6 protein-coding genes are annotated in these 16,013 nt (G+C 73.2%); 1 reads left to right on the top strand and 5 read right to left on the bottom strand.

Features of this window, described 5'->3' with window-relative positions:
• The 4 genes from OG230_RS03280 to OG230_RS03265 are packed head-to-tail and all read right to left on the bottom strand — an operon-like array spanning nucleotide 1 to nucleotide 13,329.
• On the bottom strand, nucleotides 1–3,021 hold the full coding sequence (locus tag OG230_RS03280) for a non-ribosomal peptide synthetase (RefSeq protein WP_328908610.1): 3,021 nt from the start codon (nucleotides 3,019–3,021) through the stop codon (nucleotides 1–3).
• Nucleotides 3,018–4,517 (bottom strand): class I adenylate-forming enzyme family protein, encoded by a 1,500-nt coding sequence (locus OG230_RS03275; RefSeq protein ID WP_328908609.1) that lies wholly within the window; start codon nucleotides 4,515–4,517, stop codon nucleotides 3,018–3,020. Before OG230_RS03275 ends, OG230_RS03280 begins: the two co-directional genes overlap by 4 nt.
• A complete protein-coding gene (locus tag OG230_RS03270; protein WP_328908608.1) occupies nucleotides 4,514–10,069 on the bottom strand; it encodes a non-ribosomal peptide synthetase/MFS transporter in 5,556 nt (1,851 codons plus the stop codon). Before OG230_RS03270 ends, OG230_RS03275 begins: the two co-directional genes overlap by 4 nt.
• Nucleotides 10,066–13,329, bottom strand: coding sequence for an amino acid adenylation domain-containing protein (locus OG230_RS03265; RefSeq protein ID WP_328908607.1), 3,264 nt, complete (start codon nucleotides 13,327–13,329; stop codon nucleotides 10,066–10,068). The genes OG230_RS03270 and OG230_RS03265 overlap by 4 nt, the downstream gene beginning before the upstream one ends.
• 617 nt (nucleotides 13,330–13,946) lie before the next feature.
• Here OG230_RS03265 and OG230_RS03260 point away from each other — a divergent pair.
• The gene (locus tag OG230_RS03260; RefSeq protein WP_328908606.1) at nucleotides 13,947–14,561 is read left to right on the top strand and encodes an ALF repeat-containing protein; all 615 of its coding nucleotides are present in this window, start codon (nucleotides 13,947–13,949) and stop codon (nucleotides 14,559–14,561) included.
• Nucleotides 14,562–14,793: 232 nt separating this feature from the next.
• Here the strand turns inward: OG230_RS03260 and OG230_RS03255 are convergent, their stop codons facing one another.
• Nucleotides 14,794–15,807: a helix-turn-helix transcriptional regulator gene (locus OG230_RS03255; protein WP_328908605.1), complete on the bottom strand. Its 1,014-nt coding sequence runs from the start codon at nucleotides 15,805–15,807 to the stop codon at nucleotides 14,794–14,796.
• Between the last annotated feature and the right edge of the window lie 206 nt (nucleotides 15,808–16,013).

Below are 16,013 nucleotides of genomic sequence, written 5' to 3'. Positions count from 1 at the left end.
TTACTCCTTGCGCAGTGCGGTGACGGCGGCGGTGACGCCGTGCACGGTAGGGGTGTCGAAGAAGACGTCGAGAGGGACGTCCACGCCGAGGTTCTGGTGGATGCGGGCGGCGATGGCGGTGATGGTCAGGGAATGGCCGCCGAGGTCGAAGAGGTCCTCGTCGGGCCCGAGGTCGTCCAGAGCCAGGACCTCGCGCCAGATGGCGAGCACCGCTCCGGTGGTGGGGTCGAGTTCGGCGTCCGTGTCGTCGGCGGCCGAGGGCCCGCTCCGGTCCGGGACCGGCTCCGGGAGCGCGGCCCGGTCCAGCTTGCCGTTGGGCGTGAGCGGGAAGGCGTCCAGCAGGGTGTACGTGCCGGGCACGGCGGCGGCGGGGAGCGTGGCGGACAGGTGGGCACGCAGCTCCTCCGCCGTGGGAGCCGGGCCTGCTGGGACGACATAGGCGCTCAGCCGGCGGTCTCCGTCCGCGCCGTGCACCGCGGCGGCGGCCTGGGCCACCGAGGGATGCGACGCCAGCCGTGCCTCGATCTCGCCCAGCTCGATCCGGTGGCCACGCAGTTTGACCTGGGTGTCGGAGCGGCCGAGGTAGACGAGCCCACCGCCGGGCAGCCGTCGGACGAGGTCGCCGGTGCGGTAGATGCGCGATCCCGGCGGGCCGTACGGGTCGGGGAGGAACCGCAGGGCCGTCAGACCCGCGCGGTGCCGGTAGCCGTGGGCCAGCCCCGCGCCGCCGAGGCAGAGCTCGCCCGGCAGTCCGTACGGGACGGGGCGCAGCCGCTCGTCGAGGACGTAGGCGCGGGTGTTGGCGAGCGGTTCGCCGATGAGGACCTGTTCGTCGTCGGTCATCGCGGGTTCCGCGAGGGAGGACCAGATGGTCGTCTCGGTCGGGCCGTAGACGTTCACGAGCCGCTTGCTCACGGCGGCCAGGTCCCTGGCGAGGGACGGGGGCAGCGCCTCACCGCCCGTGAGCGCCGTGAGCCCGGCCGCCGCGCCGGTGAGGCCCGCGTCGAGGAGCAGCCGCCATCCGCTGGGGGTGGCCTGGACGTGGGTGATCCCCTCGCCGTGGATGAGGCCGAGGAGCGCGGGGCCGTCGCGGTGGCCGCCCTCCGGTACGAGGACGACGCGCCCTCCGGTGACGAGGGGCAGAAGCAGTTCGACGGCGGAGATGTCGAAGGACAGCGAGGTGAGTCCGAGCCAGCGGTCCTCGGGGCCGGAGCCCAGATGGTCGCGCAGCGCGCCCAGGACGTTGGCGAGCGCGGAGTGGGGCACCTCGACCCCCTTGGGACGCCCGGTGGAGCCGGAGGTGTAGAGCACGTAGGCGGGATGGGAGGGCGTCGGACCCGGGGGCAGCGCCGGGGTGTCCGCGCCCTCGGGTGCGAGATCGGCCGGCACGAGGTCGCCGGGGCCGTCGGGGTGCGCGGTGATCCGGAGCGCGAGACGGGAGTCGGACCGGATGAAGGCCAGCCGCTCGGCCGGGTAGTCGGGGTCGAGCGGCAGGTAGGCGGCACCGCAGGCCAGGGTGGCGAGGACGGCGACCAGTTGGTCGCGCCCCCGGGGCAGGCCGATGCCGATCAGGGTGCCCGGGCCCGCGCCGTGGCGGCGCAGCGCGGTGGCCGCGTGCGCGACGAGACCGGAGAGCTCGCGGTAGGTCAGGATCTCCTCGCCGCGGACGACGGCGACCGCGTCGGGGTGGGCCGCCACCGCCTGGGCGAACAGCGCCGGCACGGTGCACCGGGCGAGTTCGGGCCGGGGGGCCGGTGCGGCGAGCTGGTCCGACCGTTCCCGGGGCGTCAGTAGCGGCAGGTCGCCGACGGGTGTGCCGGGGTCGGCCAGTACGCCGTCGATGAGCGTCTTCCAGTGCCCGGCGATGCTCCGGGCCGACTCGGCGGTGAGGGCGTCGGCCCGGTACTGCAGGCTCGCGTCGATCTCGGACCCGGAGTCGACGAGCTGGAGGTGGAGCAGGTTGCGCGCGGTGCCGCAGAAGCCGATCCAGCGGACCTCGGCGCGCACCCCGTCGCCGAAAGCGGGCTGTTCCGCGGCCGGTCGGCGCCGGTAGCTGAGGGAGAGGGGGGTGAGCGCGGTGCGCGGGGTCAGGCCGCGTACGGAGCGGCCCAGCGGGACGGCCCGGTGCCGGTACAGGGCGCGCAGTTCGGTGCGGACGGTCTGGGACCAGGCCGCGAACGGCGCGTCGGGGGCCGTGGTGCTGAAGAGGGGCAGCTCATTGACGGCCAGCCCCACGCCGACCGCCTCGCCCCGCGGACGCAGCGACAGTTCGATGGCCGTGACCGGGGCGGGGTCGCCGTAACGGGCCAGCAGGGCGTGCCAGGACGCCGTGAGAAGTTCGAAGCGGGTCAGACCGAGCCGGCGCGCCGTGGTGTCCAGGAGAGCGGTCCTCCCGGGTCCGAGGCTCGACGAGATCTCGGCGCCCGGCGCGGGGGCGGTGCCGGGGGCGCCGGACGGCACGAGGCCGGGCAGCGTGGGCGCGGCCGGCTCGCGCCAACGGGCGGCCCAGTACGCCTCCGCGTCCGTGAGGGCACCGGCGGAGGGCTCGACCGCCGGTCGCGGGGCGACGGGAGCGAGCGGACCCCGCCGGTAGGCGTTGGCCAGGTCGTTGACCAGCCGGTCCTTGGACTCGCCGTCGAAGACGAGGTGATGGGCGGTCAGGAGCAGGACGTGCCGTACCGGGGACAGCCGGAAGAGGACGAAGCGGTGCAGCGGACCGCCGACGAGGTCGAAGGGAAGGGCCCGCTCCCGGGCGAGGAGGGTGTCGAGCTCACCGGCGGCGCAGTCGACCACCCGCGCACGGGACGGTTCCGTGCCGGTTCGAGGTGTGCCGTCAGGAGCGAACACCGTGCTGAGGGAAGGGTGTTGGGCGGCGACGGCGGAGCACGCCCGCACCATGCCGTCGGGGTCGACGGGGCCGTCGAGGTCCACGGTCAGGGTCAGGTGATAGGCGGCAGCGGTGTCCAGGGTGCGCTCGGTGAGCCAGATGCCGTGCTGGGCGGGGCTGAGGATCGCGTTCACAGGGTGGCCTCGGGGTGGTCTTGGGCGAGGAGCCGGCGCAGATCGCGCTTGAGGACCTTGCCGGCCTCGTTACGGGGCAGCGCGTCGAGGAACAGCACGGTGGCGGGCAGTTCGTGGACGGCCAGGTGATCGAGCAGGAAGATCCGCAGGGCCGCCGCCGTCAGACCGGCGTCGGACACGACCACGGCGGCGACGACGCTCCCGAGCACGGGATGAGGTACTCCGACGGCGGCGGCGTCGCGTACCTGCGGATGGGAGTGCAGGGCGTTCTCGACCTGGAGGGTGGAGACCTTGTGGGCGCCCGACTTGACGACGTCGCGCTCCCGGTCGAGCAGGTGCAGGAAGCCGTCCTCGTCGATGCGGCCGAGGTCCCCCATGCGTACCCAGCGTCCCTGGAAGACCTCGCCGTCCGTCTCGCCCATGTACGCCCGCGGAGCCGAGGGCGAACGCAGCCACAGCTCGCCCGCCCGGCCCGCCGGGACCGGGAGCCCGTCGGGGGTGGTCACGCGCAGATCGGCCAGGGAGGCGGGCCGGCCGGGGGAGGCGGGACGGGCCGGATCGAACAGCAGGGTGATCTGCGCGGGCGCGGCCTCGGTGGAGGTGTAGTAGTTGACGATCTGCGCCTTCGGGAAGGCGCGGCCGAGTCCGAGCGCGACCGGCTGCGGCAGGGCGGCTGCCGTGGAACCGACCAGGTGGACGGAGTCGAGCGCGCCGGAGGCGGTGGCGTCCGCGAGGGCCGGTGACGCCAGCAGCTCGATCGCCATGGCGGGGACGAGGAAGACGCTTCCGACGTCGTGTTCGGACAGCAGGCGGAGGAAGCGCGCCGGGGTGAACTGCGGAGCGGTGACACACGTGGCGTGCGCGTTGAGCGCGTTGACCAGCATGGTCTGTCCGGCGTTCGTGCCGACCGGGAAGGCGTGCAGGAAGGCGGAGGAGTGGCGCAGCGGCCGACGGCGCTCGTCCAGCGTGCAGCCGTGTGCCAGGTTGGCGTGGCGGGCGCCGACGGCCTTGGGGGTTCCGGTGGTGCCGGAGGTGTAGAGGATCTGGGCGAGGTCGCCGGGTGCGGGGTCGGGCAGGTCCGGCCGGGCGGGGTGGCCTTCGGCGTCGGTTTCGGTCAACACACGTGTCCCGGAAGGGATTCCGGCCGGGAGGTCCGTCCCGCCGTGCAGCAGGAAGCGGGCCCCCGCATCGGCGAGCGCGTACGCCGTGGCGGCGGGCGCGGACCGGTCGGACAGTGGCACCGCCACCCCGCCGGCGCGCAGCACCGCGAGGAACGCGACGGCGAACTCCGTCCACCGGCTCGTGCCGTGCTGCAGCACGACGCGGTCCCCGGGCCGCAGTCCGGCGGAGCGCAGAGCGGAGGCGTACGCCCCCGAACGGGCCTGCCAGGAAGCGAAGTCGAGCCGTTCGCGGCCGGTGACGAGGGCCGTGCGGTCGCCGTGCACGGCGGCACGACGGGCGAGCAGGGCGGGCAGGGTGGCGGCAGCGTCGGTCACGTCCGGCTCTCCTTCGCACGGCGGGCGGCGGCGATCCGGGCACGCTCGCGCAGGCCGACCAGGTCGTCGGGCTCGGCTTCGGGGACGTCCCGGTCGAAGCGGGCCAGCACGGGAAGGCGCAGGCCGAGCGCGACCATGCCGAGCATGGCGCACCCGAACAGGACGTACATCAGGGCGATACCGCGCCCGGGGCCGGTGCCGATCAGGGGGCCGAAGACGGGGGCGAGCGCCCCTCCGCGTTCCATCAGCGGTCCCAGCAGCGAGGAGCCCAGCGGGGCGATGACTCCGTGCCCCAACGGCAGGGTGGACCAGGCGACCAGGGTGTTCAGGGCGAAGACGCGGCCGTGGAAGCGCTGGGGCACCTTGACCTGGACGATCGTGGAGTAGACGCCGTTGACGAGGGAGAGCGCGAAGGACATGCCGAACGCCCCGGCGGCGATCACCCAGAGACTGGCGTGCAGCCCGGTGACGGCTCCGGCCAGGGCCAGAAGCGCCGCGATGCCGAGCATGCCCCGCAGCCGGTGCCGGCGCGGGCCGCCCCAGAAGCCCATGACGATCCCTCCCAGGATCGCTCCGGCGCCGCCCGCGACGGCGACCCGCGCCGCGCCCGCGAGGTCGTCGAAGGCGAGGACCAGCGGAGTGATGAGCAGGAAGAGGGGCGAGAGGAAGATGTTGAGGCCCGCGAACCACAGCAGCATGGCGCGGAAACCCCGGTTGCGCCATGAATGCGTGAAGCCGTGCCGGATCTCGGACACGAGGGACTCGCGCCGCGTCCACGGAAGCGTCCGGGGGAACTTCACCGCGAGCAGGATGCCGATGGCCAGGACGTAACTGACCACGTCGATGACGAGAATGCCGCGTAGACCGATCGCCGCCATGAGCGCCACGGCCACCAGTGGAACGACGAACTGAGCTGTTCCGAATGCGAGTTGAACGATGCCGTTGGCGTGGCCGAGGTATTGCTTGGGCACGAGCTGCGGGACCGCGGACGCGTAGGCGAGCCGTTGGAACGTCAGGGCGAGGGAGAGTACGCCGAGCAGGACGTACACCTCCCAGGAGTGAAGGTTTCCGGTGACGAGCAGAGCGAGGAGTCCGGCCTGGGTGGTGCAGGCGGCGATGTCGCCGGCGAGGAGCACCGTACGTCGGTTCATCCGGTCGACGAGGGCTCCCGCGAGCGGGCCGACGAGGATGCCGGGGACCATGGCGACGACCGCGTACAGCGCGTACCGGGTGAGGGAGCCGGTGTTCAGCAGGATCCAGATCGGGAGGGCGAACTCGGTCAGCGCCGAGCCGGTGATGGAGACGAGCTGCCCGACGGCGACCAGGAGGAACCGGCGCATGCTGGGTTCGGGCCCGGCTCCGGACTCCGTGCCCTCGTGGGGTGGAGCAGAGGGCTGTTCGTCCGCCGGTGTGCCATCGGCCGCCGCGACGGGGCCGGTGTCCCCGTGGAACCACCACGAGTGGAGCGGATCGCGGGCGGGGAGTTCGTCGGTCAGCCCGTCGCGGACCGCGAGGTGCACCGTGGTGACCGCGTCGGCGACCTCGGCGGCACGGTACTTGAGGAAGAAGTGCCCGCCCTGGTCGAGGACGGCGACGGCGGAGCGTTCGGCCAGCAGCAGCCACTCCCGGTAGCGCTCCTGGTAGAAGTCGGCCGCCGGGTCCTGGTCGCCGATCAGGCAGACGAGCGGGGCGCGCAGCCGCGGAGCGCCGGCGGCGACGTCGGCGATGGCGCGGGTGAAGTAGTCCTCGGCGGCCTGGGTGTCGCGGCGCATGTTGCCGATGATGAAGGCGGCCTGCTCCTTGTCGAGGTCGGAGGTGTTCACGCCGAGTCCGATGAGCCAGTTCGCGTAGACCCGGTCGCCGAGCAGGGGTTCGAGGGAGGCGACGCGGCTGAGTGCGTTGAGAACGCGGCTGCGCGGCCGGGCGAACGGGAACTGGGCTCCGGCGTAGACGGCCTCCAGGGGATGGCCGGTCGCCTCCAGCAGCCGGGACACGGCGATCGCCAGCGCCGTACCGACGGCGCAGTGGCCGTAGACGACGACGGGTCCCTCCGTCCGTTCCCGTACCTCGCCCGCGATGCGCTCGGCGAGTTCGTCGAACGGCACGGACTCCTCCGTCACGCCGACGTCGTGGCCCGGCACGGCGACGGCCCACAGTTCGACGTCGGAGGGCAGCGCGTCGGCGACGGGCTGGTAGACGACGGGGCTGCCGCCGCCGTAGGGGACACAGACGAAGGTGCGGGTACGGCGGGCGGCGGACACGGGCGGGGTGAGCCGGTGCAGCAGGGGCCGCGGAGTGTCGTCGTGCTCGTCTCTTGCGGCGACGGCGGCCAGGTCGCGGATCGTGCGGTGGGTGAAGAGGTCCATGACGCTGACGGGCTGCGCGCCCGCCTCGGTGAGCCGGCCGCGGGCCCTGGCGACGACCTGGGTGGCGAGCAGCGAGTGGCCGCCGAGGTCGAAGAAGTCCTCGTCCGTGCCGACTTCCGTCAGGCCGAGCACCTCGTTCCAGATCTCGGCGAGCAGGAGCTCGGTCGGGGTGGTGGGCCGGGTGGCGCCGGCTGCGCGCCGCATCTGGGGAGCGGGCAGGGCGCGGCGGTCGAGCTTTCCGTTGGGGGTGAGCGGCAGGGCGGGGACGATGGCCACCACCGCGGGGACCTGATGCTCGGGCAGCACCCTCTTGAGCGCGGTACGGAGCCGTGCGGGGTCGGGCTCGTCGGAGCCGGTGGCGGCCACGACGTACCCGACGAGACGCTTGTCGCCGGGCCGGTCCTCGCGCAGGACGACGGCGGCGTCGGCGACACCGGGCTGGGCGCGCAGCGCTGCCTCGGTCTCGCCGGGCTCGATCCGCAGCCCGCGCAGCTTGATCTGCTGGTCGACGCGGCCGAGGTGCTGGAGAGCGCCGTCCGGGCGGCGGCGGGCCAGGTCGCCGGTGCGGTAGAGGCGGGAGCCCGGCGGGCCGTACGGGTCGGGCACGAACCGGGCTGCGGTCAGGCCCGGCCGGCGGTGGTAGCCGAGGGCGACGGCCGTGCCGCCGATGTGCAGTTCGCCGGGGGCGCCGGGCGGTACGGGGCTCAGAGCGGCGTCCAGTACGTACAGCCGCGTGTTGTCGATCGGGAGCCCGATCGGCACCGTCTCCAGGGGGCCGGAGCACTCCCACGAAGAGACGTCGACGGCGGCCTCCGTGGGCCCGTACAGATTGGCGAGGGCGCAGTGCGGCAGCCGGCCGGTCAGCTCGCGGGCGGCGTCGGGCGGGAGGGCCTCTCCGCTGCTGATCACGCGGCGCAGGGTCGTGCACCGCTCGATGCCCTCCTCGGCGAGGAAGACCGTCAGCATGGCGGGGACGAAGTGGGCGACGGTGACGCCGGCGGAGGCGATGAGGTCCCGCAGATAGCCGCTGTCCTTCTGGCCGCCGGGCTTGGCGAGAACGATGCGCGCACCGGTGGCCAGGGGCCAGAAGAACTCCCAGACCGATACGTCGAAGCCGACGGGGGTCTTCTGCAGGACGGCGTCCTCCGGCCCGAGGCGGTAGGTGTCCTGCATCCACTGGATGCGGTTGGCGATCGCCCGGTGAGTGTTGGGGACACCCTTAGGGCGGCCGGTGGAGCCGGAGGTGTAGATGAGGTACGCGGTGTCGTCGGGGCCGGGTCCCACGGGGCCGCGGCGCGACCTGGGTGGCTCCGCGGGATCGTCCAGCAGCATGACCTGAGCCGTGCAGCCGTGCGGTGTGGGCAGTCCGCGCTGGGTGAGCAGGACGGGCGCGTCGCTGTCGGCGAGGAGGAAGGCGAGGCGTTCGGCGGGGTAGCCGGGTTCCAGCGGGGCGTAGCCCGCACCGGTGCGCAGGATGCCGAGCAGACCGGCGACGAGTTCGGGCATGCGTTCGGAGCAGATGGCCACGAGGCTGCCCGGACCGACCCCCTCGGCGGCCAGGCGCGCAGCGATCCGGTCGGCCTGCGCGTCGAGCTGCCGGTAGGTGAGGGCCGCCCGGCCTTCGACGGCCACGGCGACCGCGTCGGGAGTGCGGGCGATCTGCTCGCCGACGAGGGCGGTGAGGGTGGTGGGCGCACGGTCCAGCGCGGTGTCGTTGAACCGGCGCGTCTCGAAGTCGAGTTCGTCCGGGGTGCGTCCGGCGAGAGCGGACAGCGGGGTCTCCGGGGCGGCTGCGACGGCCTGGAGGAGCCTGCCGAGGTGGTCGGCGAGGCGCGCGATGTCGGAAACGTCGAAGAGGTCGGTGTTGAAGTTGAAGGAGCCGTGCAGCCCGTCGGGCCACTCCTGGAGGAAGAGTTCGAGATCGAAACGGGTACCGCTGGCCCGCACCCCGAACGGTTCCGCCGCCAGGGGGCCGTCCGATCCGGCGTCGCGCTGGGTGGCGTAGTTCTGTACGGCCAGGACGGCCTGGAAGACGGGCGGTCGCGACACGTCCCGGGGGACCTTGAGCTCGCTGACCAGCTGCGCGAACGGCAGGTCCTGGTGGGCGTAGGCATCGAGGCAGGTCTCGCGGGTGCGGCGGAGGAGCTCGGCGAAGGACGGGTCGCCCTCCAGCCGGGCCGGAAGGGCGATCACGTTCACGAACATGCCGACCAGAGCTTCGAGTTCGGGTTCGTCGCGTCCGGCGACGGGGGAGCCGACGGCGAAGTCGCGCTGACCGCTGTAGCGGGCCAGGAGGATCTGGAAGGCGGCCAGGAGGACCATGTGGACGGTCGCGTCGTGCCGGCGCCCGAGCGCCGCGAGCCGGTCGAGGACGCCGCGGTCGACGGAGAACGCGTGCCCGGCGCCCTCGAAGGTCTGACGGGGCGGGCGGGGACGGGAGAAGGCGAGCTCCAGCGGCTCGATCCCGGCGAGCTCACGGGTCCAGTGGGCCACCTCGGCAGCGAGCCGCTCGCCGCTGAGCCGCTCGCGCTGCCACAGGGCGAAGTCCCCGTACTGCACGGCCAGTTCGGGGAGCGGATCCGGATCACCCGCGACGCGGGCGGCGTAGCCGCGCAGCACCTCGCCCAGCAGGACCTCGCTGGACCAGCCGTCGCTGACGCTGTGATGGACCACCAGGAGCAGGACGTGGTCGTCGTCGGCGAGCCGGATGAGGAGCGCTCGCAGCAGCGGCCCCTCCTCCAGGTCGAAGGGCACGGCCGACGCCTCGTCGACGAGGCGCTCGGCCTCGGACGGGCAGGCGGCTTCGGCATGGGTGAGATCGGCCGGCCCGGGCGGGTCGATGACCAGCACAGGGCGCCCGTCGTCGGTGGCCGGGTACCGCGAGCGCAGCGTCTCGTGCCGCGCCACGCTCGCGTCCAGAGCGGCGCGGAGAGCGCCGGTGTCCAGTGGGCCGCGGAGCCTGCGGACCACCGGGATGTTGTACGCGGCGGTTCCCGGAGCGAACTGCTCCATGAACCAGAGCCGTTCCTGCGCGAACGACAGCGGGACGGGCGTGCCGGGGTCCCGGCGGGGCACGGTGGTGCGGGCGGCGGCGCGCGAGGCCAGTCGGCGGCGCAGCAGTTCCTTCTTGGCGGCCGAGAGGCGGGCCGCGGCGGGTTCCGCCGGGTTGGCGGTGTCGGCGCTCATGAGACGGGCCGGCTTCCTTCCAGTGCGTCCTGCGCAGCGAGGAGTTCTTCGGCCGCCGTGTCCGACAGGGCGTCGATCTCGGCGGTCAGGGCGGCTTCCACGGCCTCGGCGAAGGCCGCGACCGTGCGGTGGGTGAACAGGGTGCGCAGGGGGACGGCGAGGTCGACGGCGGCGCGGATGCGGGCGACGACCCGGGTGGCGAGGAGCGAGTGGCCGCCGAGGTCGAAGAAGTCGTCGTCGGCGCCGACGGGACCCGTGCCGAGCACCTCCCGCCAGACCTCGGCCACCAGTTCCTCCGCCTCGGTCCGGGGCGGCACGTGCACGGCCCTCGCGGGTGAGGCGGCCTCGGGATCCGGCAGGGCCGCCCGGTCCACCTTGCCGTTGGGGGTGAGCGGCAGCTGATCGAGCACGACCCAGGCGTTGGGGACGAGATGCGGCGGCAGCACCGTGGACAGCTCCGCGCGCAGTCGCGCCGGGTCCGGCGCGGGCATCGCCGGCGCCGGTACGACGTGGGCGATCAGCCGGTCGTCGCGGGCGGACACCACGGCCTCGGCCACACCGGGCAGGGAGCGGAGCGCGGACTCGACCTCGCCGGGCTCGATCCGGAATCCGCGCACCTTCACCTGGCCGTCCAGGCGGCCGAGGAACTCCAGTTGCCCGTCGGCGCGACGGCGTACCCGGTCGCCCGTACGGTAGCGGCGGGCCCCGGGAGGCCCGTCCGGGTCGGGCACGAAGGACCGGGCGGTGGCGCCGGGGCGCCCCAGATACCCGTCGCCGACACCGGCCCCGCCGATCACCAGCTCACCGGGCGTGCCGGGCGGCACGGGCGTGCCGTGGCGGTCCAGCACGGCGACGGTCGTCGCGCCGATGGGGCGCCCGATGGGCGGCCTGCGCAGCTCGTCGGCAGCGCCCAGGTCCGCCGTCGTGGCGATGACGGTGGTCTCCGTCGGGCCGTAGGAGTTCACCAGTCGTACGGTGTCGCCGAAGCGGGCCCGCCAGACGGCGACCGCCTCGGCGCGCGCCTGGTCGGCGCCCAGGATCAGCAGGCGCAGCGAGTCGGGCCACGGGGTTTCGTCCAGGTCGGCGACGAGGTGGTGCCAGTAGGGGGTCGGAAGGTCCAGGACGGTGACACCGGCCGCGTACGGCTCGGCCAGCTGGTCGGAGAGGGCGGCTCCGGGCCGGGCCGTGACGAGGACCGCGCCCGACGCCAGTGCCGGGAAGATCTCCTCGGCGCTGGTGTCGAAGGAGAGTGAGGCGCAGTGCAGGACGCGGTCCGCCTCGTCGAGGCCGTAGCCCTGGCGCATCCAGGCGACACGCGCCGCGAGAGCGCGGTGCGGTACGAGGACGCCCTTGGGCGTACCGGTGGAGCCCGAGGTGTAGATGACGTACGCGGGGTCGTCCGGGCCCGCCTCGGTATCGGCTCCGGGGAGAGGCCCGGCCGCGTTCTCCGGGCGGTTCGGCGGGGTGACAGACAGGACAGGGAGGTCGACGGTGAGACCCGGGACGGGCGCGCCGTCAGCCGTCACCAGGAGAGCGGCACCGCTGTCCCGGAGCATGAAGTCGAGTCGTGAGGAAGGGTAGTGCGGGTCCAGAGGGAGGTATCCGGCGCCGATGCGCCAGGCGGCGAGCATCGCCACGACCGGCAGCGGACCGCGAGGCAGACAGAGCGCCACGAGGTCCCCGCGGCCGACGCCGTGGGCCAGGAGCCGGGCAGCCAGGGCACGGGAGGCGTCGGCGAGTTCGCCGCGGGTGAGGCTTCCGTCCGGACCGATGACGGCCACCGCGCCGGGGACGAGCGCCGCCCGGTCGATCGCGGCGAGGACCGTCGGAGGGTGCGGGGGGAGAGCGGGTCCCGCATCCTCGCCCCGCTGCTCCGCCCGTTCGTGCGCGTCGAGCAGGGTCAGTAGGTGCACTGGCGTGTCGGGTGCTGCCAGGGCGGCACGCAGCAGGACCTCGAAGCGGGCCGCGATCCGGGCGGTCTGCGCCGCGTCGAGGAGGTCGGTGCGGTAGCCGAAGACGGCGTGCAGATCGTCTCCGTCCGGGCGGACGTCCAGGCTCAGTTCGAACTTGGCGGCCGTGTGGCCGCCGTCGCCCTCGGCGCACACGAGGTCCGCGAAGCGGTGCTCGCCGAGAGCGCCGCCGCTCTGCGTGTGCACGGTGAGAAGCGTCTGGAAGACCGGCGTACGGCCGGTGTCACGGTCCTGCCGCAGCTCCTCGGTGAGCCGTTCGAACGGTACGCGGCCGTGCGTCAGGGCGCGGAGCCAGTCACCGCGGATCCGCCGCAGGACGACGTCGAAGGACGGCGCCCCGGCGAAGTCCGCGCGCAGGACCAGGGTGGAGGAGAAATAGCCCACGGTCCGCTCGCTGTCGACCGTGGTCCGCGCCGCTGTGGGCACCCCCACACAGAAGTCGTCCTGGCCGGTACAGCGGTGGAGAAGAGCCTGGTAGGCGGCGGCGATCACCATGAACGGGGTGAGGCGCCGTGACCGGGCGAAAGCCTCCACCACGGGGACGAGACCGTGCAGCACCTGGGTGGAGTAGGCGCCGCCGCTGCCCGGGACCTCGGGTCGGGGGCGCTCGACGGGAAGCGCCAACGGCGATGCGCCGCTGAGCAGTTCCCGCCAGTGGTCGAGGGCCGAGATGGCCTCGGGCCCGTCCAGCCACGCGCGCTCCGCGGCGGCGTGAGCCAGATAGGACGGCGGCTCCGCCAACTCCGCCGTAGTCCCCATGCGGTGCGCGGAGTAGTGCGCGGCGAGTTCGGACCGCAGGAGACCGAGGGACCAGCCGTCGGCGACGATGTGGTGCACCACGAGGCAGAACGTGTAGGCACTTTCCCCGGTACGGAACAGTGCGGCCCGCAGCAACGGACCTTCGGCGAGATCGAAGGGGCGATTGGTGAACTCGCCGACGCACGAGGTGATGTCGGTGTCCGAGCGGCCCCGCAGGTCGCGGGTGTCGAGCGGTACGGGAGACGGCGGATCGACGACGACGTACGGACGTCCGTCGACGGCGGGAAACCGACTGCGCAGCGCCTCGTGCCGACCGGCCACCGCGTCCAGGGCGCCCCCCAGGGCCTCTGGCGAGAGCGGTCCCGTGAACCGGAGTACCAGCGGAATGTTGTAGGCCGCGTCCCCCGGTTCGAACTGGTCCAGGAACCAGAGACGTTCCTGCCCGACGGAGAGCACGGCTGCGTCGTGAACCCCCGCCGGCCCTGTTTCGCTCGCCGGTACGGGGTGGGACTGCTGGTCGGGTACGGGCATGACGCTCCTGGGGGCCGGGCCGTGGGCGGTCGGCCCGAACTGGCTTGAACCGCACACGTATTCCGCGTGCGAAGGGTGAAGCGGAGGGAGGAGGACAGCTGCCCTGATGGGCTGTCGTGATGCCGCAGATGCTAGAGAGAGACCGATCGGCGGGTCAATGGTCTGGACCAAATATTTGGCGCCGAGGGGGCTGCTGGACGTGCATCGGCCCAGGAAGAACGCGATGGCCTCAGCGTGGGCGGCGGTTCCGTGCGCTTTGGTGAGTGGCCCCGGCGCCTCTCACGGCAAGGTCGGTGGGGCGGGGGTGGGGCCGGTTGCGCGTCGGGCGTGCGGAAGCTCCCGCTCGGGACGCTCCACTGCGCCGGATCGGGGGCGATCGGCTGAAACCCGCCCCCGGATCACCCCCCGTCCGGCCGCCGAGCCCTCACCCGCGCTCCCGCCTCGACCCGCAGCGCCCGTTCACGTCGGCCCGCTACGTAGACACCCACCTGGTCGTGAACTACGGGGAGATCGGGACGGCAACGACGGGCGACGAAGACTGCCCACTCCCGGCAGTGACATCGGAGCCCCTGGAGTGGGACGTTCCCACCGACACCCGACCACGGAGGAACTCACCCATGAGACTGACCCGCGTTGCCCTGCTCGTAGCGGCCACCGCCCTGACATCGGCCCTCGCGACCCCGGCGTTCGCCACGGGCACGTCGGCCGTGCCGACGACCGTCACAGCCACGTCCCGGACGCCGGTGGACGAGGCGCCGGCGGGCGGAACCTCGGAGGAGGACGATCGCGTCGCTGTCTTCCGTATCCTGCACCTGGCGCAGCAGAACGGTGACAGGGCTGTCGTCCGGGAGGCCAACGAGGCGCTCGACGACGGTAGTCCGGAGGCTCTGCGTGCCTTCTTGGAGACCGGTTACCGCCTGGCTCAGGCCGAGGACGATCGCGTCGCTGTCTTCCGCATTCTGTACGTGGCGCAGCAGAACGGTGACAGGGCTGTCGTCCGGGAGGTCAACGAGGTCCTCGACGACGGTAGTCCGGAGGCTCTGCGTGCCTTCTTGGAGACCGGTTACCGCCTGGCTCAGGCCGAGGACGATCGCGTCGCTGTCGCCCGCATCCTGGCCGATCCGACCATCAGTGCGGCTCTCCGTGCGGCGGCCGAGGAGGTCATCGACGGTACGCCGGAGGAGCTGCGGTACTTCCTGGAGGTCGGGCGGTACGAGGTGGACACCCCGTAGGCACCGAGGCCGGAGCCGCGTGCGGGGGGCCGGGGGCGTGGCCGTCCGGCGCGTACTGTCGGGCACCGCCGGGCGGTGCGGCGTTCATTCCGGCTCCTGTGGGTTCCGAGGGTTGGGTCGACGGTCGGCCCGTGGCCCCGCCTCCCCAGACGGGCCAGGGGCTTCCCGGTCAACCGGACCATAGGGAGACGCCGTTACCGGCGCATTACTGGAGGCGGGTTCCCTTGCCGCCTCACGACGTCAGCCAGCCCTTGCGCAGGGCCTGTACCCCGGCCTGGAAGCGCGTTTCCGCGTTCAGGACGCGCAGGAGCCGCTTGATGTGCCGCCGGGCGGTGTGCACGTGCACGTTCATCCGGCGGGCGATGGCCTCGTCCTTGAGGCCGGAGGCCAGCAGCGTCAGGAGTTCCCGGTCGTCGGCCGTGACGTCGCCCTGATCGCCCGGACCGATCGGCATCGCCCGGTCCCATACCGACTCGAACAGGGGTACCAGCACGTGGTGCAGCATGGCGTCCTTCACGACCAGCGCAGACGCCGTCGGGTCGGCGGTGTCCGTGGGCGGCAGCAGGCTGACCCGCCGGTCGGCCACGATCAGCTTCGTCGGCAGGTCCCGGGCCACCCGGATCGAGACCCCCTGATCGGCGAGCTCGTTGAGCCCACGGACCCGCCCCGGATGGTCGAAACCGTCACGGTCCACCACCACGCGTACGGCGACACCGCGCTCCACGAGGTCGGCGACCGCGAGCGGGGCGGGCGTACCGCTGCCGCCCCGTGACGCGTACGGCGGACGGTCCAGAAGGGTCAGTTCGCTGGTGGCCGAGGCCATCAGTGCCCGCACCCGAGCGGCGATCGCCTCCTGGCCGCGCACCGCCTCGATCCCCGAGGACCGTTCGTCGGGGAGGCCCCCCGGCAGGCGCGCTGCCAGGCGGTCGACCGAGGCGCTGAACATCTCCAGGCGGGCCGACCGGCCGAGGAGTTCGGCCTGGCGGAGACGGATCAGATTGCGCAAGGCGGTGGCGGGTGGGACCGCGCTCGGAAGCGCATCGCCGGGCGCCGGAGGAAGGGCGAAGCCCTGATCCGTGAGTGTGCCGAGAGCGGTCGCGACCCGGGCCGACGGCAGGCCCGTCGCCTGGCCGAGAGCGGCGAGCGAGGCCGGCCGGCTCGGCGCGAGGAGAGCCTCGTAGAGCGTCAGTTCATCGGGCCCGAGACCGAGCTCTTCCCAATCGGAGTTTCTGTCAGGCCAGTTCATGGGGAGGGATCTTTACTCGAAGGTCACAGGCCACACAAGTGAGTGTGTCCACTATTCGGAACAGGTGATCCGTTGTCCGGACCGGATCTTCGCGGCGGCCGACACCGGAAATCGCGTGCTCCGGCTGGGCGGCACCACCGCCTCGACGAACCCGGTGGAGCGCGCCCGCCCCCGGCCGGGACCTGCTGAATCCGGGAGAGGACGGT

Origin of the sequence: Streptomyces sp. NBC_00234, from assembly GCF_036195325.1 — a bacterium.
Taxonomy (GTDB): Bacteria; Actinomycetota; Actinomycetes; order Streptomycetales; family Streptomycetaceae; genus Streptomyces.
The sequence above is the reverse complement of the archived record's forward strand: the minus strand, read 5'-3'. Positions and strand labels throughout refer to the sequence as shown.